Raw genomic sequence first — 17,954 nt, 5'->3', positions numbered from 1 at the left:
GAGACAAAGGGCTTAAACCGTAATATCTGCCAAATTACCCTTTTGTTCTAACCAGTGTTTACGATCTGCTGAACGCTTTTTCGCAAGTAATTTATCCAATAACCCTGCGGTTAAATGTGCATCATCCAAGTCCAATTGCACCAAACGACGCGTATTCGGGTCCATTGTGGTTTCACGCAACTGGCTGGCGTTCATCTCGCCCAAACCTTTAAATCGGGTGATCTGAGGATTTTTATTGCCTTTAACTTTTTTCAGGATACTTTCAAGCTCATCATCATCCAAGGCATAGTACACCTCTTTACCAATATCGATACGATAAAGTGGTGGCATAGCGACGAACAGATGCCCTTCCTCAACCAAAGTCGGGAAATGTTTTACGAATAAAGCGCATAATAAAGTTGCGATATGTAGACCATCCGAATCCGCATCGGCAAGGATACAGATCTTGCCATAACGCAATTCAGACAGATCATCACTGCCTGGATCGACTCCAATTGCGATGGCAATATCATGCACTTCTTGAGACGCCAACACTTCGTCTGAAGAGACTTCCCAAGTATTCAGGATTTTTCCACGAATCGGCATAATCGCTTGGAAATTCTTGTCACGTGCCTGTTTGGCACTACCGCCCGCAGAATCCCCTTCGACAATAAACAGCTCACTATCTTCACGGGTTAAACCAACACAGTCTGCCAGTTTTCCAGGCAGCGCAGGGCCTGCAACAATCTTCTTACGTTCAACTTTTTTCGCTGCTTTTAAACGACGTCCTGCTTTGGCAATCGCCATTTCCGCCAGTTGCGTCGCAATCTCGGCATGCTGGTTTAACCATAAGGCAAATGCATCTTTGGCAATGTTCAGTACAATATTGGATGCTTCACGACTGGATAAACGTTCTTTGGTTTGCCCAGAAAATTGTGGCTCTTGGAATTTCAGCGATAGAATAAAGTTTACGCCATCCCAAACATCTTCCGCAGAGAGCTTCATATTACGCGGCAACAAATTGCGTAATTCACAAAATTCACGTAAAGCCTCGGTCACACCTGAACGCAGACCATTGACATGGGTACCGCCTTGCGCGGTTGGAATCAAGTTGACATAGCTTTCCTGAATTTGCTCGCCACCTTCAACATTCCAGCAAATCGCAAATTCACAGGCTGCGCGGTCTGCTTGTCCACTGCTGACAAAAGCAGGATCTGGCAAGATGTCTCGATCTTGCAGTTCATCCATCAAATAGTCGACCAGACCATTTTCGAACTGCCATTCGATCTTTTCGTTATTGATTTTATCGTCATAAATTATTTTTAAGCCCGCAGCTAAAACAGCCTTGGCTTTTAAATTATGTTTTAGCGCCTTAAGTGCAAATTTAGGGCTATCAAAATATTTGGTTTCAGGCCAGAAACGTACTGTGGTGCCTGTCGCACGCTTAGCGACCTTACCTTCTAAAACCGACAAAGGTGCAACTGGCTCGCCTTGTTCAAAGGCCATTTGATACAGATTACCTTGACGCTGTACGGCCACTTCAACACGGGTCGACAAAGCATTGACCACCGAAATCCCAACGCCATGCAAACCACCTGAGAACTGATAGTTATCGGTACTGAATTTGCCACCCGCATGTAACTTGGTCAAAATAATCTCGATACCACTTTGCCCATATTCAGGATGAATATCGACTGGCATACCACGACCATTATCTTCAACCGACAATGAACCATCTTCATAGACCGTGACACAAATCTGGTTGGCATGACCTGCAAGCGCTTCATCGACTGCATTATCAATCACCTCTTGCGCCAAATGGTTTGGACGTGAGGTGTCGGTATACATACCCGGTCGACGACGCACTGGATCTAAACCAGAAAGAACTTCAAGAGATTGTGCCGTGTATTGTGTCACTTGGTCTGACTTCCTTATTGGATGGCTGCCGATAAAAATTCGAGAACTAAAGGTAATTTTTCTTCAAAATCATCCATTGCATGATTACCATCTGCGTCGGTTAAAATCAATGAGGATGGATGAACTGCACTATAATAGCGTTGAGCTTCACGATAATCCAAAACTTCGTCGCCTTGTTGCAAAAGCACTAGAATTTTATCAGCATGAACGAGCTTCGTGTCAGCAATCGATTGTAATTGCTGCAGTTGATTAGCATCAAGTGTCCATGATGCAGTGACTTTGAGTGGGATTTGTTCAACCCCAAATAAATCTTCGAATAATTGCCATGGTCGCATAGCAGGATTAATCAATACAGCAGCACAGCCATATTTTGCGACAAGATATGTCGCATAGAAACCACCGAGACTGCTTCCCACTAAAACTACTTTATCCTGTGCTAAATTTTCGATAAGCTGAGAGAGTTGTTCTAGCACTTGATCGGGTGGCTGATTTAAATCAGGTAAATGCACTTGTATCGCCTCATGCTGTGCACAATATTGTTGCAACTGCTGTCCTTTTATCGACATCGGACTGCTTCGGAAACCATGTAGATAGATAATTTGCATACGCACCAAAATAGGCAATGACTTGACATAAAGTGAAATAAATCACATTATTTTGATTAATGGTTAAACAAATAACAATATAAATTACATTTAAGCTGGATATTGTCTGACACAAAAAACGATACTGTACTCCGTTCATCAGTATTCTAAAAAAATTACGTATGAAAGACATAAGATGTAAGCGTTTGTTGTAGTTTATCTAAACAATATTCAGAAAAAACACTTCAAACCTTCGGTATATATCAAGGATGGGGAAATCAATATGCCAAGTTTAACACCTCTGCATGAAACCTATTGTAAGTGGGATCGCACGCCCCCGAGTCAGGCAGATGTTTTGGAAGGTTTGGCACAGCTGGTCAGTACCAGCCTTAGTGGCGTACATGAGCTGATCCAAGTGGTACAAACTGAGGTATTAAGGACAACGCTCGGTTTAAGTGCACAAAAAGCCAAACAATTACAAAAGCACCCTCAACTGCAAAAGTTTTATCAGTTTTCTTATGTTGCCCTACAAAAATATGGCAGTCATTTTCTTGCGCCAAATTTACGTCGCATTATTGAAAAATTTCCAGTTTTGCATGACAAGCCTTTAACGCCAACCCTACATTTTGTGGTCGGTGCGTTGAATGGAATTTTCGGTGATTTCTTTTTAAAGCAACACAATCCAATGGCTTTGCCGATGGTGCTTTATGATCACTACGGTTCTTTACAGCAAGGCGAACTAACAGGCCGTGTGGTGATTCTTGCCCATGGTTTATGTATGAATCATTTGACTTGGTCTAATCATCGTTATGGCGGTATTGGTGAGCGTTTGCTCGCGCAACGTGATAACAACACCATGCTATATTTGAACTACAACACTGGACGCCGAATTTCAGCGAATGGCCGTAGTTTTGCCAATACGCTAGAGGATTTGGTGCAACGTAATCCCCGTATCACCAGTATCGACCTGATCGGGCACAGTATGGGCGGCTTGGTTTCACGTAGTGCTCTATTTTATGGCAAACAAAATCTGTATCAATGGGTGCATATGGTCGAGAATCTAGTTTGTATCGGTTCGCCACATCATGGTGCAGTACTTGAACGCTTTGGTTTTGTATTGCAAGACAAACTTGGTGGATTCCCATTTATCAATTTACTTGGTCAGTTGGTGAATGTTCGCAGTAACGGCATACTCGATCTACGTTACGGCAGTGTCCGTGATGATGACTGGGAACATAATGATGCGCGTATTGGTTTTGCCGACGACAATCGTAAACCTGCACCACTACCGTCCCATATCAATACCTTTTTGATCGCAGGAACCTTAGAGTTCGAGAAATTGCGTAATAAAGCACTTTCTGTGATTGGGGATTATCTGGTCAGTGTGAAGAGTGCTTTAGGTGAACACCAGAATCCACGTTTTCAGTTGAAATTGCCAGACACCCATAAAGCAGTTTTCTATGGGCTGAATCATTTTGAAATTCAGTATCACTCCAGTGTCGCTGAGCAGATTACGCGCTGGTTGTACCCTGATGCTAAAGAAAAAGTTGAAGCTGGTGTACAAACCCATATGATCAATGTACCCCATAACTATACCTTTGATGATTTAGAAGGCATTGTTGAGACCTAAACGATAAAAGCTCAGTTAGGTTCTAGCTGAGCTTTTTTAGTCAAAGACCGCAACTAGCTCAAAAATCTATAAATATCTTTATTTAACAAAGTCACCCTGTTCATTTAACTTCAGTTTTAAATCTTTCTCATTTTCTTTGTATAAAATCTCATAGTTTTGATTAATTTCAATATTTTTAGATGCATCCAAAGTAATGCTTTTAACCGAACCCGACTTATTCACAGAGGTCAGATTGATTTCTAGGTGCCCACTTTCACTTGAAAAAGGTGAAGCAATTAATAGAACACCATCGCTTGTTTTTGGAAAAATGACTGAATCAACATAACCTGGGTTAATAAAATTATAAACTTTAATCAGACTCGTGCTATCGATTAAATTGATTGGACCACAATTCAGTCTTTGTGCCGACAAAATACAATTCAGATGTGCATTTGAGTTGTAAGGAAGCGAAGTAATATCAAATCCATCATCATTTTTTATCTTCATAGATGTTGAGAGAGTGCTTTTTGTTTGGCTGTGATGATTAGACTCGCTACTCCCTTCTAAAGTATTCATGCACGAAGAAAGTAAGAGGCTCAAACTTGCCAAGCCGAAATTATATGCATATTTTTTATAAGAAGATGGCATGATAAATCCTTTAAAATCAATGTATCTCGTTAATAATTTTTATCTGACCACTTTCTGGATTAGTGTAATATGAACTAATCCAGTCTTGAGAAAATAAAACCCGAAACATGAATTCATATTTCGGGTTTTAAAATGAATATTATGAAAACTGTCCTATTATTTTAGAGAAATACTATAGTTTCTAAACAGCTGCCATAAGCAAATCAATAAAATTAAACTAAAATAAACAAGAGACCAAACTGGCAATGATTGTCCGAGGAAAGTCCAATCAACCGCGGCACATTCACCTGAACCCGAAAGTACTTCTTGCAATACTGTTTTCATCGGTAAAGCATCAACCAAATAATCTAAACCGGGTCCACAACTCGGCACTTTATCAGGCGGTAAGCTTTGCAACCAAACATGGCGTGCAGCAACACCAACAGACCAGCCAATGGATAAGGTTGCCAAGAATGCATAAAAGCGTTTGAAACCATTTGAAACTGGATTATGGATAAATGCGACAAGTGCAATTAAACCCATTCCAATCAAGCCAAGGCGTTGGAAAATACAGAGTGGACAAGGATCCAACCCCTGCACATGTTCTAAATACAACGCAAATGAGATACCAATAATGCTGGTCAGTACAAGCAATGCACTAACTAAGCGGTAATTCCATCGCATGGGAAGTCCTCTAAAATTTTAACGATATTGTGCAAGATATTGTTCAAAACTCATGTCGTTATCTTGTTCAAGTTGCGCCTGTTTTTGCAACGAAGTTTGCGCCAATTGTTCAAAATAGTGTTTGCGTTCTTCACTCAATGGATGCTGGTCATAATGATCAATATGTTGCTGTGCCATAACACTACCAAAATTCCATGTGCCACCATGTTGTAAGGTATCTGCAATCACATGGGCTGAAGGCGTGTTTTCGACATGATCTAAGCGTTGTTGCATCACCTGAATCGCATCACGATACAGCTGAGTATCATCCATTTGATCGAGGATATTGGCACAGGCTTGAATCGCAGTTAAATGGTTTTGTGCCCAGTCTTTCAACGAAATCGAGCGATCTCCCTCTTCGATCTTGGCGTCTGCCGCACGACCGCGATTCACCACTTCAGTTTGGTTACGATCAATTTGCTCTTGTTCTTCGGCAAAGAGATCTGGACTGTCTTTGAGTAAGCAGTACAAGGCTAAACTCTCAAGGAAGCCTGCCGAAATTTCATCAATTCCAATCGCACTATACGGATTCACATCCACAGCACGCAATTCGACATAACCAACGCCACGATTTTTTAAGGCTTGTGACGGTGTTTCACCTGCTTGTGGGACCTGTTTCGGACGCACCAGACTGTAATATTCATTTTCAATCTGTAGCACATGATCATTAATCTGAATTGGCTCGCCCTGTTCATCATTTAAACCGAGCTGAGTAAATTCTGGATATGGGGTATGCACAGCTTTTTGTAAGCCATCGAGATAATCATGCAGGTCGTTATAATGAATTCCTAACTCTTTTTGTGCTGAGTTTTGATAGCCCAAACGCCCCATCCGCAATGCAGTCGCTTCAGGTAAATATAAAGTGCCTTTGACTAATGGTTGTAAATGATGCTGTCGACCCGTCAGGAAGCAACGGCACACCGATGGACTCGCGCCCAACATATACATCACCAAAGGAATCAGACGAATAAAATTACGGATCAAGCCAAAATAACGGTGACTACGATAATCTTGAAGGCTGAGCTGTTTTAACTCTGGATTGCTTTCATGCTGCTGCAAAACAGCAAACAGTTGTTCTGGAAAAGATAAATTATAATGAACCCCTGAAATGGTCTGCATACGGCGACCATAACGTACGCCTAAACCACGACGGTATAAGGTTTTAAAGCGGCCAATATTGGAACTACCATATTGCGCCAGTTTAATATTTTCTTCGTTATCATCCAGCATACATGGCATCGATAAAGGCCAGAGCTTCTCACCCTCTTCTAGCTGCTGATGCACGACACTATGGATATCACTCAACTCATTTAAAGCGGCAGCAATAGTCGTTTGTGGCGTCGTAATAAACTCCATCAATGCTTCTGAATAATCGGTGGTGATATGCGGATGTGTGAGTGCTGAACCTAAAGCAATTGGGTGATTTTGTTGTGATAAGAATCCATTGCTTTGCATGCGTAGGCTTTCACGCTCAATACCGCGTAACATCCCCTTTAATAGCGAGGCATCTACCCAAGTTGGTATCACAGAGGAAGTAAGGCTGGGTTGATTCATATTCTATGCTCGCTTATTCAAGATCAGTCGACCAAATTCATGGTAGCGACTTCGTCGACTCTACAGACATAATGAAAATGCCAATCCCTTCGACTCAGCCAATTATAACGACAATTACGATCTAGTCATCTGATTTAGTTTGGCAATTTTTATCACAATCTTGTTACATAAGACACGCTGAAATTGTGATTTTATTGAAAAATAAATCTTCCAGTGGATACTCGCCCATGCAAGCGCAGGACATTCTTAATTTTTGGTTTGACCCCGATCATCGTGCACTTTGGTTTGCCAAAAGTGATGATTTTGATGCGAAAATTCGCGCATCATTTGCAGATATTCATCATCAGGCAGCTCAGGCAGAGCTGTGGTCATGGCGTCAAACACCTGAAGGCCGTTTGGCTGAAATCATTGTCCTCGATCAGTTCTCACGAAATTTATATCGAGATCAGGCACAGGCCTTTGCCTATGACAGTTTAGCTTTGACCCTGTCGCAAGAGGCGATTAGCTTACAACTGGATGCACAACTCAGTCCAGATCAGCGTTCATTCTTATATATGCCTTTTATGCATAGTGAATCTAAGCTCATACATGAGTTTGCACTGAAACTGTTCCAACGTTTAGGCAATGAAATTAACCTAAACTTTGAAAAAAAGCATAAAGTGATTATTGATCGTTTTGGGCGTTATCCGCATCGCAATGCAATTTTGGGCCGTAGCTCAAGCACTGAAGAACTGGAATTTTTAACTCAACCCAATAGCAGTTTTTAAGTCGATCTCCCTCGACACTGAATAAAGGAATGGCATATGAAAGCTTTATTAATATGCACCCCGCTCCTTGTCGCATTGACATTTGCAGGATGTGCAACGGTTCCTTCCAAACCCAGAACCTTTGACCAACTCGGTCAGTTCACCGCTTATCCGTTAAATAACAAAACTTACCGCGTTGGTTTCCAAGCAGATAACAATTTGAGTTATGGTACGGCTGAGGAAATCACTCTACTTAAAGCAGCGCAAACCACGGTCAAAAATGGGTTCCGTTATTTTAGTGTGGTGGATGATCCAAGTAATGCCCGTCATAAAACACCTCGTCAGGCGGTAATTTATCCGACACCATCTTATTATCCTTATGGTTATTATCGTCGTCATCCTGCTTTTTGGCCGGATCCATTCTACGATACTCCACAAGTGGTCAATATTGATCCAATTCAAGTGTCGTATACTATCGAGTGCTTTAAGACGCAGCAGCAATCACCAGATGCCTTTGATGCACAGCTGATTTTACAATCCTTAGGGCCTAAATATGGCTTGAGTCCAACAGGAGAAGTGTTGCAGCCACCTGCACCACCTCAAAACAAAAAGTAAATTAAAAGGATGGCTCAATGAGTTCAGTCGAAGAAATCCACGTCCCAAGCTTACAGAGAAGTAAATACTTCGCCACCATGGCACTGATTATTGCAGTGGTGTCATGGGTCGCTTTAATGGTCGCGGCACATTTTCTCCCTGAATATAAATGGCTTATCCATATTTTTATGCTCGGTGCAGAAGCTGGTGTAGTCGGTGGCTTAGCCGATTGGTATGCGGTCACCGTATTATTCCGCAACCCTTTCGGTAGAATGCCGCTGCCCAAACTGTTGCGTGATCACACTGAAATTATTCCACGGAATAAAGCGCGTATTGCCGAATCAATGGGACGCTTTGTACAGGAAAATTTCTTATCACCACAAATTGTGGAACGTAGCTTACAAAATGCCGATATCAGTTTGGCGGTAGGTCAATGGTTGGCTAATCCTAAGAACAATCAGCATGTGGTACAGATGATCCAACACACTGTGCCGAGAATTTTTGAATTTGTCAGCCAAGATCAGATTGCCCACTTTGTGCAAAATAACAGTGTGCAATGGGTCAGAAGTACCAAAGTCAATAAATTGGCCAGTGAAATGCTGCGTGCTGTATTGGAAAATGACTTCCATCAAGATGTGTTGCAGCGTGGACTGGATCTCGCACATGAATGGATGGTGTCTCATCCTGAAGAAGCACGTGATTTATCACGTAAATTATTCCAAGAACTCGGTGTTTGGAAACTAGCTAAAGGCGCAAGCTGGATCGGCATTGATGTACAGCAACGTACCATTGATTCACTCATTGAAAAAGTTGAATCGATGCTAGCTAATCCTGACCACCCTTGGCGTCAGGATATTGAAGCCACCACGCATAACTTGATGCTGGAATTAGCAGAAACAGACAGTGAAGCCAGCCAACGCTTAAATCGTGGCAAAGATGCCTTGCTCGATAGCCCACAAGTACTGAACTTTATCAGTGGTGCTGTGGCGATTTTATGTGATGCAATTAAAACCGATTTAATGCAGAAAGATTCAGGCATTGCCACCAATTTACAAGCCGCTATTCAACAGCTCGGTGAAAGCCTGATTCAGAATGAAAAAGTCCGTCAGGTACTGAATGAAAAAATGGTGGGTTTAGCCACCAATTTCAGTGAGCAATATAGCGACAAGATCATTCGTTATATCAGTGAGCGCATTCATGAATGGGATTCTCGGGAAATGATTGCCAAAATCGAAAGTGAAGTTGGCGGTGATTTGCATATGATCCGCGTCAACGGTGTGATTGTCGGTGCGTTTATTGGTTTAGCACTCGGTGTGATTCGTGCCATTGTTGAAAATGTTTTGTAAATAAATCAAATCGTAAAATTATCTAGCTCAATTTAAGTCGGGATCAACTATCGTGACGGCGGCATGGATGCCACCCGTAGTGCTGCGGCCTCAAGGATGGGTCGTCAGCACTACAAAGGATTTTTGTTACTTTTCATCCTTGAAAAGTAAAACATGCCTATGCAAATTACATATAATTTCTCACAGCATACGAGGCTGTGCAGAGTCATCGTCAAAAAGAAATTAGATATTAAAAAGGACATCCGATGTTGCAACTTCAGTCAAAACTCCCAAGCCAAGGCGTCACCATTTTTAGTGTCATGACTGAACTCGCACACCGACTCAATGCCCTGAACCTGTCTCAAGGTTTCCCCGATTTCCCTGCGCCACCAGCATTGCTCGAAGCCCTTAGCCAAGCCACACTTTCAGGCTATAACCAATATCCTGCGGGTGATGGTGTACTAGCCTTAAGACAACAACTGGCGACGCAATTCTTAGCACGCGATCAACTGCAACTCGATCCAGTCACTGAAATCACCATTACCCCTGGCGCAACTATTGCAATTTTCTGCGCCATTCAAGCCTGTATCCATGCAGGCGATGAAGTGATTATTTTCGATCCAAGCTATGACAGCTATGCCCCTGCGATTCAGTTAGCAGGTGGAAAATCAGTACATATCCATTTAGATGCACCAAGTTTTCAGGTGAATTGGCAAAAGGTCAAAGACAGTATCAATGCCAACACTCGCATGATTATTGTCAACACTCCACACAATCCAACAGGTGCAATTTGGTCAGAACAAGATTGGCGTCAGTTAATTGATTTGATTCAAGATAAAAATATCGTGGTGCTCTCCGATGAAGTCTATGAACATCTGATTTTTGATGGGCACAAACACCATAGTGCACTGCAATTCCCAGAATTACGTGAACGCAGTTTCGTAATTGGTTCTTTCGGCAAAACCTATCATGTCACAGGCTGGAAAACCGGCTATTGTGTTGCTGCACCACAACTCATGCGTCTATTCCGCCAGATTTATCAATTTGCCAATTTCTGTGGCACCACCCCATGCCAGATTGCACTGGCCAACTATATGCAACAACACCCTGAACATATTCAGGAATTGCCTAGCTTTTATCAGGCGAAACGTGACTTGTTCAATGCCCAAATTCAAGATTCACGTTTCGACTTCATTCCATCTCAAGGCACCTATTTTCAAAATCTGGATTACAGCACTATTCGCCCTGATCTTAATGATATTGAGATGTGCCAATTCCTTGCAGAGCAACATAAAATTGTGGCCATTCCAATTTCGGTGTTCTATCAACAAGCACCAGCCTCATTACGTCTGATTCGCTTCTGCTTTGCCAAAACCGATCAAACACTACAACGCGCAGGTGAAATCCTCGTACAATGTTGATCAACAAAAAGAAACTGAACCCTCATCTTCAACACAATTGATCATGTTATGTTGAAAAAAATACAATCGTTTCAGGATGAAGCGTGAAGGAAATTGAATGACACCACGCCAACCCTTGGTCATGCAACCGAATCTCTGGAAAACCTTTTTTGTGTTTCTGGTGCCGCTGATTGCCACCAATATTTTACAAAACCTGTCGGGAACCATTAATACCATCTTTGTCGGGCAAATGATGGGGGTAAATGCAATTGCCGCTGTATCGGTATTCTTCCCCATCCTGTTCTTTTTACTGGCTTTTGTGATTGGAATTTCCGCAGGCTCCACGGTACTGATTGGGCAGGCATGGGGTGCGCAGAATCTAGAAAAAGTCCGTTCCGTGATTGGCTCAACCGTCTTTATGACCTTGATCGGCGGCAGCATTATTGCTGTCTTGGGTCTAATCTTCGCCAAACATATTTTGGAGTTGCTGGGTACCGATCCTAAAGTGATGCACCTGTCCTTGCCTTATGTGCAATGGATGTTGGTCGGTAGCCCCTTACTGTTCGTCTATATTATTTATACGTCGATTCTGCGTGGGGTCGGTGATAGTGTGACACCACTGATTGCACTGAGCCTCACCAGCTTGATTGGTTTGGGCGTAACCCCCGTTTTACTGAAAGGTTATTTTGGTTTTCCAGCTTTAGGTATTGTTGCCCCTGCGATTGCAACCATTATCGGTTATGCCGCTGTGCTGATTTTCTTAGCAATTTATCTAAACTATAAAAACCATCCACTAAAAATTGATGGGCTATTGCTGCAACATATTCGCCATGATGCTGAGCTGAGTAAATTAATTTTAAAACTCGGTATTCCAACAGGGATTCAAATGGTCACCACTTCCTTAGCGGGTTTGGTGATTATTGGCTTGATTAACCATTATGGTGCACATGCTACCGCAGCTTATGGCGCAGTCAATCAGGTACTGAATTATATTCAATTTCCAGCCTTGTCGATTTCGATTGCCGCTTCGATTTTTGCAGCACAAGCGATTGGTGCAGGTAAGCCTGATTTATTGGCCAAAGTCACCCGTACCGCTTTAGGCATGAATTTCTTATTTACGGGTAGTTTGATTGCTCTGGCTTATTTGTTCTCAAAATATCTGATGGCGCTGTTTATTACCGATCACAGCGTAATTGAGCTGGGTCAACAACTGTTATTTATCGTGTTGTGGTCGATTCTATTCTTTGGTGCCAGTGCTATTTTTGCATCGATTATGCGTGCCAGTGGCGCGGTCAATATCCCGATGTTGATCAATATTTTCACGATTGTTCTGATCGAAGTGCCTTGTGCCTATTGGTTTAGTTCATTGTGGGGCTTAACAGGCATTTGGATTGCCTATGCACTGTCCTTTGTTTGTCTATGTCTATTCCAAGCCTTTTATTATCAATTCTTTTGGAAAAAGACCAAGATTAAAGTACTGATCTAAAATCACCTTCTGATGGATATAAAAAAGCCATTCACAGAGAATGGCTTTTTTCATGCTGACAACTTACATCATCTTGGTTGCAAGCGCTGCAATACGTTGATAACCCGTCGGGAATAAACGTTGGAACGAATCCACGATACGCGCATCCGTACCAATCAATAAACGGCGTTTATCTTTCAATACCGCATTTAAAATTTGACGTGCAGCTTCTTCTGGTGGGGTACGCAGGAACTTGTCAAATTGCTTGATCGATTTGTTCGGGTCCATGCCCAAGCTCTTCAAACTGTCATTCATTTTCGCTGCTTTGGCGATATTGGTACGAATCCCGCCCGGATGTACGCAGAGTGAGCTGACACCGCCCTTCTCAATATCCAATTCCTGACGTAATGATTCAGTAAAACCGCGTACCGCAAATTTAGTTGCGTTATACGCTGATTGCGTTGGTTGCGAGGTTAAACCAAAAATACTGGAGATGTTGATGATATGACCATCTTTGGTTTGTTTGATGAATGGCAGGAATTCTTTGGTGCCATAGACCACACCCCAGAAATTAATCCCAACGATCCATTCTAAATCTTCATAGCTTGCGCCTTCGACAGTTGAGCCAAGTGCTACACCTGCGTTATTGAAGATTAAATTGACTGAGCCATGATCCTGTACAGTCTCTTGCGCCCACTGTTTCACCGCATCACGGTTTGAAACATCAAGTACTTTGGTCGTCACTGTCACAGGGTACTGCTTCACTAATTCAACAGTTTGCGTCAGGCCTTTTTCATTGATATCACTCAATGACAAATGGCAACCTTGTTTTGCCAATAAAACTGCCAATTGTTGTCCAATCCCAGAACCTGCACCGGTGATCGCTGCGACTTTATTTTTAAAATTTTTCATTGCCTATCCTTTGTACTGCGAATGATACGCACATATTCGCTCAGACGATGTGCTGTTTAACCTGTAACCAATATAATTTTGACAATACGTGTTGTCAATATAGTACACTCTAGCTTTAAGACAAATGGCAATAACCAACATCCTACATGTAATAATAGGCCTATTTACATTTCATGACTGATGATGTTTAAAAGAGACAAGGCATATTTTCAAAATTTGGTTATGCTAGTCAGCACAACATAGTTGAAATGCAAATATTAGACACACGATTTAAAGACTTTTTAGGGAACGGTTTTCTCAATGGCAACTCAAGATCAAGCGACAAGCAAGAAAAAGAATACAGAAGCGAAAGAACGACAATTTAAAGGTCTGTCTTTAACCGAGCGCAAAGAAGCACGTCGTGAAAAATTGATTGAAGCAGGTATTGCAACCTATGGCACACAAGGCTTTTTCTCGGTTACCGTCAAAGATGTCTGTAATGAAGCCAAGCTGACTGAACGCTATTTTTATGAATCTTTTAAGAAAAGCGAAGAACTGTTTCAAACCGTGTTCTTAAAAATGATTGAAAAAATGCAAACCTGCTTAACCCAAGCTGTTCTGATGGCTGCGCCAGAACCGAAGAATATGGTGAATGCTGGCCTCTCTGCATTACTGAATGCCATTAAAGATGATCCTCGTATGGCACGGATTATTTATATTGATGCCATGCTGGTGCAAGATCTGCATAATCAAGCCACCATTCAAGAGACGCTGACCCAGTTCGATCGTATCATTCAAGGCTTTGTGATGATCACCATGCCGAATGCGCCACAAAGTGCTGAAGAAGTCTCGCTCATGGCAACGGGCTTAAATGGTTATGTTACGCATATTATTATTCGCTGGGTCTCAGAAGGCTTCAAACAGCCTCTAGAAGATGTTTTGTCAGCCTGCTGTGCTGTCTTTTTGTCTTTTATCGAAACAACCTCGCAAAAAAATTAAAATCGTTTTACAGTTTTGTGACACGCAAAGCTGTTAAACTACACGTCAGTTAAGCAAATGAATTTATTTGCTTTATTGCTAAGCAGATTGTCATAAATTCGTCACCATGCTGCCCTACGATTGTCACAATTTATTGCTAAATTCGACTTTATTAATTCTTTTGCAATGATATTGTCATAATTAATCTTTGTAATAAGCCTGTCATAACAACAAAACGGTTAAACCGTTACAGATTTTAAGGGTATTGCGCTGTGAAAGATGACTATATTTTAATTGTCGATGATGAGCTACCGATCCGCGAAATGATCCATACCTCTTTAGATATGGCAGGCTTCCAATGTTTACAAGCAGAGGATGCCAAACAAGCGCATCAGATTATCGTTGATCAGCGTCCTGCGCTTATTTTGCTGGATTGGATGCTACCAGGTGGTGTGAGTGGTGTAGATTTATGCCGCCGCCTCAAACGCGATGAAAACTTGGCAGAGATTCCTGTAATCATGCTGACTGCACGTGGCGAAGAAGACCATAAAGTACAAGGTCTTGATGCGGGCGCAGACGATTATATGACCAAGCCATTTTCAACCCGTGAACTGGTGTCTCGTATCAAAGCGGTATTACGTCGTGCCAATGCATTGAGCGGTGAGAAAGTGATTGATGCCAATGGCTTATTACTTGATCCTGTCAGCCAACGCGTGAGTTTCGGCAACAGTATTTTAGAGATGGGTCCAACCGAATATCGTTTATTAGCCTTCTTTATGACCCATCCAGAGCGCGCCTATACGCGTGCTCAACTCCTAGATCAAGTCTGGGGTGGCAATGTCTATATCGAAGACCGTACCATTGATGTGCATATTCGTCGTTTACGCAAAGTGTTAGAGCCTTTTGGCGTCGACCGTTTTGTACAAACCGTTCGTGGCACAGGTTATCGCTTCTCGACACGAGCAGATTTAGCAGTAGGTTAAAAATCCTTTATGTATGAACCCTATCCCGTCCCTGAACTGGCACGTGAACACCAACGTTTTCGCTACAGCAGTTTGTGGACCTTTGCAAAACAAGATTTAAGACTGTTACTTTTTTTCTTATTGATTGCGAGCTTAGTCGGATTCGGGGTGGGTTACTTCTGGAGCTGTATTTTTGTCGCTTTTGTGCTGTTCTTCATGCTACAGCTCCGCTCACTTTATCTAGTGAATGAATGGATTTCCAATCGCCCTTATGATGTCCCGCCCAATTTGAATGGGATCTGGGGTGCATTGCTGTTTAATGTCTACCGTGCGCAGCGTCAAGAACGTATTGTTCAAGCCGAAATGGTGGGTTTGATTGATCGCGCGCAATCTTCTTTGGTGGCATTGGCCGAAGCCGTGGTCTTAATTGATGATCAACATCAAATTGAATGGTGGAACCCTGCTGCTGAAAAGCTGTTAGGGATCAGCCCCTTGGATCGTGGCCGCAATTTATTATCGATTCTGCGCCAACCCAGTTTTATTGAATATTTTAACCATAGTGATCAATCTCCTGATGGTATCCGTCTCCAAGCACAGATGGATGAAGAACGTTATGTACAAGTCAAACTGACCCGCTTCGGTGGCGAAAGTCGTCTATTGGTCGCTTATGACACCACGCGAGTACACAACCTCGAGCAAATGCGTAAAGACTTTGTCGATAATATTTCACATGAATTACGTACACCGCTTACCGTCCTCAGTGGTTATATCGAAACCTTTATTGATCAAGATGACATTACCCCGCGCTGGAAACGTGCTTTCACGCAAATGCAGTCGCAAACCAAGCGTATGAATGCTTTGGTTAATGATTTATTGTTGCTATCTAATTTAGAAAATAATAAAAAAGTCGCGAAAAATCAGATTATTGATATGGCCAATCTGATGAATCAAATCTTTGATGATGCCCGCGCCTACAATCTCGATTATGGTCATACCTTGAATCTGGATATTGATAGCCATTGCGACCTGATCGGTTCCGATATCGAAATTGCCAGTGCATTCAGCAACTTAATCACCAATGCGATTAAATACACCCCTGCTGGCGGTATTATCACCATTGGCTGGCATGAAGATGGTGATCATGCGTACTTCACCGTACAGGATAATGGGATCGGGATTAACCCAAAACATTTGCCGCGTTTAACCGAACGTTTCTACCGCGTCGATAGCGCACGTAGCCGTCAAACAGGTGGAACAGGATTAGGACTTGCAATTGTGAAACACGTGTTAATGCAACACGGTGCGCACTTGGAAATTACATCCAAAGAAAATGAAGGCTCGACCTTTACCGCAGTGTTCCCGAAAGAACGCTTATATCGCATGATTTAAACCTGAAGGGAACTGCCAAGTTCCCTTAAATATGATGTGATCATTCCACTAAAATAATATAATAAATTATTGTTTCATTTCATTATTTCTATTTTTTGATGCCATGCTCATGCTAAATACTTCTTTTCTTCGCACTTGTGTTCTATTACTTGGGCTCAATACGCCTTTGGCGATTCACGCTGCTCCGACAGATCCACTGATTGGTACTTGGAAAGTCGTGGATGAGCGTACGGGGTCGTACCTGTCTGATATCGTGATTCGCAGACATTCTGCAACCGAGCAATACAGTGCAGTGATTGTCAAAATGTATCCTTCTGCCAAGGAGGCTGCGCCAACCTTATGTACAGCATGTACGGGTGCTTTAAAAAATCAGCAGATTATCGGCATGGAAGTCCTAACAGGTCTAAAGATGTTGAATCAAAATGAGGAATTTGGACAAGGCGTTTGGCTCAATCCTTATGATGGCCATAAATACAACCTGAATGCACGTTTAAGCAAAACAGGCAAAATGCTGAGTATCAATGCCAAAAACCCAAGCAATAATAGTTTCCGTAATATGACCTGGATTCGACTTTAATGATTTAAATTCAGTCACAGTAATAATTTATATTTCACATAAAAAAGAGTGCAATTTATGCACTCTTTTTTATAAATTTAACCATAAAACTGTAGATTAAGAGCTGGTTTTGGCACTCAGCGCTGCTGGCTCAACCAAATGGCTGGGTAAACCAAAAATATGATCAAAAAAGTAATTATAAACAAAGGTATAACATGGAATCAGCACCATCAAACTAAAATCGAGCAAGAAGGCTTTGACTAAGCTGATCTGCATCCACCAGGCAATCAGGGGAATCAAAATCATCACCAAAACAATTTGAAAGCCAATGGCATGTGCCACACGTCTGAGTACCGTACGTTTTTTTGATGTCTGCTTCTTTTCCCACATCTCAAAACCATAGTTATAAAAGAAATTGACTGTCACTGCGATCACAGCAATCAAGATCGACAAAGGTCCTGTATGGCTGATGGTTGTGCCTGAAAGCACCGCCAACACCATCGCACAGATAAAAAAGCTCAAAACTTCATAGAAAAATACGTAAGTGACTCTTCTCTTGGTTCCTTGCATGACCACACCTTAAAATCAATAATGAGTGGATTTTACGCTTTAAATTTGATAAAAAAAGTCAATCGTCATCAGATTCACTGACAAG

At 42.1% G+C, this 17,954-nt stretch carries 17 protein-coding genes; 10 read left to right on the top strand and 7 right to left on the bottom strand.

What is annotated here, in order from left to right; translation table 11 throughout:
• Positions 1-12 precede the first annotated feature (12 nt).
• Positions 13-1,896: a DNA topoisomerase IV subunit B gene (gene parE, locus GBI66_RS05210; RefSeq protein WP_004803540.1), complete on the bottom strand. Its 1,884-nt coding sequence runs from the start codon at positions 1,894-1,896 to the stop codon at positions 13-15.
• Between the two features lie 14 nt (positions 1,897-1,910).
• Positions 1,911-2,501, bottom strand: coding sequence for a YqiA/YcfP family alpha/beta fold hydrolase (locus GBI66_RS05205; RefSeq protein WP_005185961.1), 591 nt, complete (start codon positions 2,499-2,501; stop codon positions 1,911-1,913).
• Positions 2,502-2,763: 262 nt separating this feature from the next.
• On the opposite strand from GBI66_RS05205, the gene GBI66_RS05195 reads away from it, so the two are divergent.
• The gene (locus GBI66_RS05195; protein WP_005185964.1) at positions 2,764-4,110 is read left to right on the top strand and encodes a hypothetical protein; all 1,347 of its coding nucleotides are present in this window, start codon (positions 2,764-2,766) and stop codon (positions 4,108-4,110) included.
• 78 nt (positions 4,111-4,188) lie between these two features.
• On the opposite strand, the gene GBI66_RS05190 is transcribed toward GBI66_RS05195, so the two are convergent.
• From GBI66_RS05190 to gshA, 3 genes are all read right to left on the bottom strand, one after another.
• Entirely contained in the window at positions 4,189-4,737 is a 549-nt protein-coding gene (locus GBI66_RS05190; RefSeq protein WP_005185967.1) for a hypothetical protein, read from the bottom strand.
• Between the two features lie 156 nt (positions 4,738-4,893).
• A complete protein-coding gene (locus GBI66_RS05185; RefSeq protein ID WP_005185990.1) occupies positions 4,894-5,400 on the bottom strand; it encodes a disulfide bond formation protein B in 507 nt (168 codons plus the stop codon).
• Between the two features lie 18 nt (positions 5,401-5,418).
• A complete protein-coding gene (gene gshA / locus GBI66_RS05180; protein WP_005185993.1) occupies positions 5,419-6,993 on the bottom strand; it encodes a glutamate--cysteine ligase in 1,575 nt (524 codons plus the stop codon).
• Positions 6,994-7,220: 227 nt separating this feature from the next.
• On the opposite strand from gshA, the gene GBI66_RS05175 reads away from it, so the two are divergent.
• The 5 genes from GBI66_RS05175 to GBI66_RS05155 all read left to right on the top strand — a co-directional run bounded on the left by GBI66_RS05175 (position 7,221) and on the right by GBI66_RS05155 (position 12,544).
• Complete coding sequence (locus tag GBI66_RS05175) at positions 7,221-7,760, top strand: DUF924 family protein (RefSeq protein ID WP_005185996.1); 540 nt, start codon at positions 7,221-7,223, stop codon at positions 7,758-7,760.
• Positions 7,761-7,796: 36 nt separating this feature from the next.
• Positions 7,797-8,354, top strand: a complete 558-nt coding sequence (locus GBI66_RS05170) for a hypothetical protein (RefSeq protein ID WP_016542268.1) — start codon at positions 7,797-7,799, stop codon at positions 8,352-8,354.
• A gap of 17 nt (positions 8,355-8,371) precedes the next feature.
• Entirely contained in the window at positions 8,372-9,679 is a 1,308-nt protein-coding gene (locus GBI66_RS05165) for a DUF445 domain-containing protein (RefSeq protein WP_151715389.1), read from the top strand.
• 245 nt (positions 9,680-9,924) lie between these two features.
• Entirely contained in the window at positions 9,925-11,079 is a 1,155-nt protein-coding gene (locus tag GBI66_RS05160) for a pyridoxal phosphate-dependent aminotransferase (RefSeq protein WP_151715388.1), read from the top strand.
• A 97-nt stretch (positions 11,080-11,176) separates the two neighbouring features.
• Complete coding sequence (locus GBI66_RS05155) at positions 11,177-12,544, top strand: MATE family efflux transporter (RefSeq protein WP_004803509.1); 1,368 nt, start codon at positions 11,177-11,179, stop codon at positions 12,542-12,544.
• A gap of 63 nt (positions 12,545-12,607) precedes the next feature.
• Here GBI66_RS05155 and GBI66_RS05150 read toward each other — a convergent pair whose 3' ends face one another.
• Positions 12,608-13,435, bottom strand: a complete 828-nt coding sequence (locus tag GBI66_RS05150; RefSeq protein ID WP_004657060.1) for an SDR family oxidoreductase — start codon at positions 13,433-13,435, stop codon at positions 12,608-12,610.
• A gap of 300 nt (positions 13,436-13,735) precedes the next feature.
• Here GBI66_RS05150 and GBI66_RS05145 point away from each other — a divergent pair, with 300 nt between their 5' ends.
• The 4 genes from GBI66_RS05145 (at position 13,736) to GBI66_RS05130 (ending at position 17,320) form a co-directional block, all read left to right on the top strand.
• Positions 13,736-14,413, top strand: a complete 678-nt coding sequence (locus GBI66_RS05145) for a TetR/AcrR family transcriptional regulator (RefSeq protein WP_005186013.1) — start codon at positions 13,736-13,738, stop codon at positions 14,411-14,413.
• A 251-nt stretch (positions 14,414-14,664) separates the two neighbouring features.
• Positions 14,665-15,375, top strand: coding sequence for a phosphate regulon transcriptional regulator PhoB (gene phoB / locus GBI66_RS05140; RefSeq protein WP_004803505.1), 711 nt, complete (start codon positions 14,665-14,667; stop codon positions 15,373-15,375).
• 9 nt (positions 15,376-15,384) lie between these two features.
• On the top strand, positions 15,385-16,743 hold the full coding sequence (phoR, locus tag GBI66_RS05135; protein WP_151715387.1) for a phosphate regulon sensor histidine kinase PhoR: 1,359 nt from the start codon (positions 15,385-15,387) through the stop codon (positions 16,741-16,743).
• Positions 16,744-16,852: 109 nt separating this feature from the next.
• Positions 16,853-17,320, top strand: a complete 468-nt coding sequence (locus GBI66_RS05130) for a DUF2147 domain-containing protein (RefSeq protein ID WP_151715386.1) — start codon at positions 16,853-16,855, stop codon at positions 17,318-17,320.
• Between the two features lie 96 nt (positions 17,321-17,416).
• Here GBI66_RS05130 and GBI66_RS05125 read toward each other — a convergent pair whose 3' ends face one another.
• Complete coding sequence (locus tag GBI66_RS05125; protein WP_151715385.1) at positions 17,417-17,869, bottom strand: PACE efflux transporter; 453 nt, start codon at positions 17,867-17,869, stop codon at positions 17,417-17,419.
• Positions 17,870-17,954 lie beyond the last annotated feature (85 nt).

This window comes from Acinetobacter sp. TUM15071, assembly GCF_008980925.1.
Taxonomy (GTDB): Bacteria; Pseudomonadota; Gammaproteobacteria; order Pseudomonadales; family Moraxellaceae; genus Acinetobacter; species Acinetobacter dispersus.
This window is presented reverse-complemented; position numbering and strand designations above follow the sequence as displayed.

What these genes read in the sequence shown, in the direction of transcription:
- GBI66_RS05205 (WP_005185961.1), bottom strand. Translation starts at nt 2,501, where the DNA reads ATGCAAATTATCTATCTACATGGTTTCCGAAGCAGTCCGATGTCGATA.
- GBI66_RS05195 (WP_005185964.1), top strand. Translation starts at nt 2,764, where the DNA reads ATGCCAAGTTTAACACCTCTGCATGAAACCTATTGTAAGTGGGATCGC.
- GBI66_RS05190 (WP_005185967.1), bottom strand. Translation starts at nt 4,737, where the DNA reads ATGCCATCTTCTTATAAAAAATATGCATATAATTTCGGCTTGGCAAGT.
- GBI66_RS05185 (WP_005185990.1), bottom strand. Translation starts at nt 5,400, where the DNA reads ATGCGATGGAATTACCGCTTAGTTAGTGCATTGCTTGTACTGACCAGC.
- gshA (WP_005185993.1), bottom strand. Translation starts at nt 6,993, where the DNA reads ATGAATCAACCCAGCCTTACTTCCTCTGTGATACCAACTTGGGTAGAT.
- GBI66_RS05175 (WP_005185996.1), top strand. Translation starts at nt 7,221, where the DNA reads ATGCAAGCGCAGGACATTCTTAATTTTTGGTTTGACCCCGATCATCGT.
- GBI66_RS05170 (WP_016542268.1), top strand. Translation starts at nt 7,797, where the DNA reads ATGAAAGCTTTATTAATATGCACCCCGCTCCTTGTCGCATTGACATTT.
- GBI66_RS05165 (WP_151715389.1), top strand. Translation starts at nt 8,372, where the DNA reads ATGAGTTCAGTCGAAGAAATCCACGTCCCAAGCTTACAGAGAAGTAAA.
- GBI66_RS05160 (WP_151715388.1), top strand. Translation starts at nt 9,925, where the DNA reads ATGTTGCAACTTCAGTCAAAACTCCCAAGCCAAGGCGTCACCATTTTT.
- GBI66_RS05155 (WP_004803509.1), top strand. Translation starts at nt 11,177, where the DNA reads ATGACACCACGCCAACCCTTGGTCATGCAACCGAATCTCTGGAAAACC.
- GBI66_RS05150 (WP_004657060.1), bottom strand. Translation starts at nt 13,435, where the DNA reads ATGAAAAATTTTAAAAATAAAGTCGCAGCGATCACCGGTGCAGGTTCT.
- GBI66_RS05145 (WP_005186013.1), top strand. Translation starts at nt 13,736, where the DNA reads ATGGCAACTCAAGATCAAGCGACAAGCAAGAAAAAGAATACAGAAGCG.
- phoR (WP_151715387.1), top strand. Translation starts at nt 15,385, where the DNA reads ATGTATGAACCCTATCCCGTCCCTGAACTGGCACGTGAACACCAACGT.
- GBI66_RS05130 (WP_151715386.1), top strand. Translation starts at nt 16,853, where the DNA reads ATGCTAAATACTTCTTTTCTTCGCACTTGTGTTCTATTACTTGGGCTC.
- GBI66_RS05125 (WP_151715385.1), bottom strand. Translation starts at nt 17,869, where the DNA reads ATGCAAGGAACCAAGAGAAGAGTCACTTACGTATTTTTCTATGAAGTT.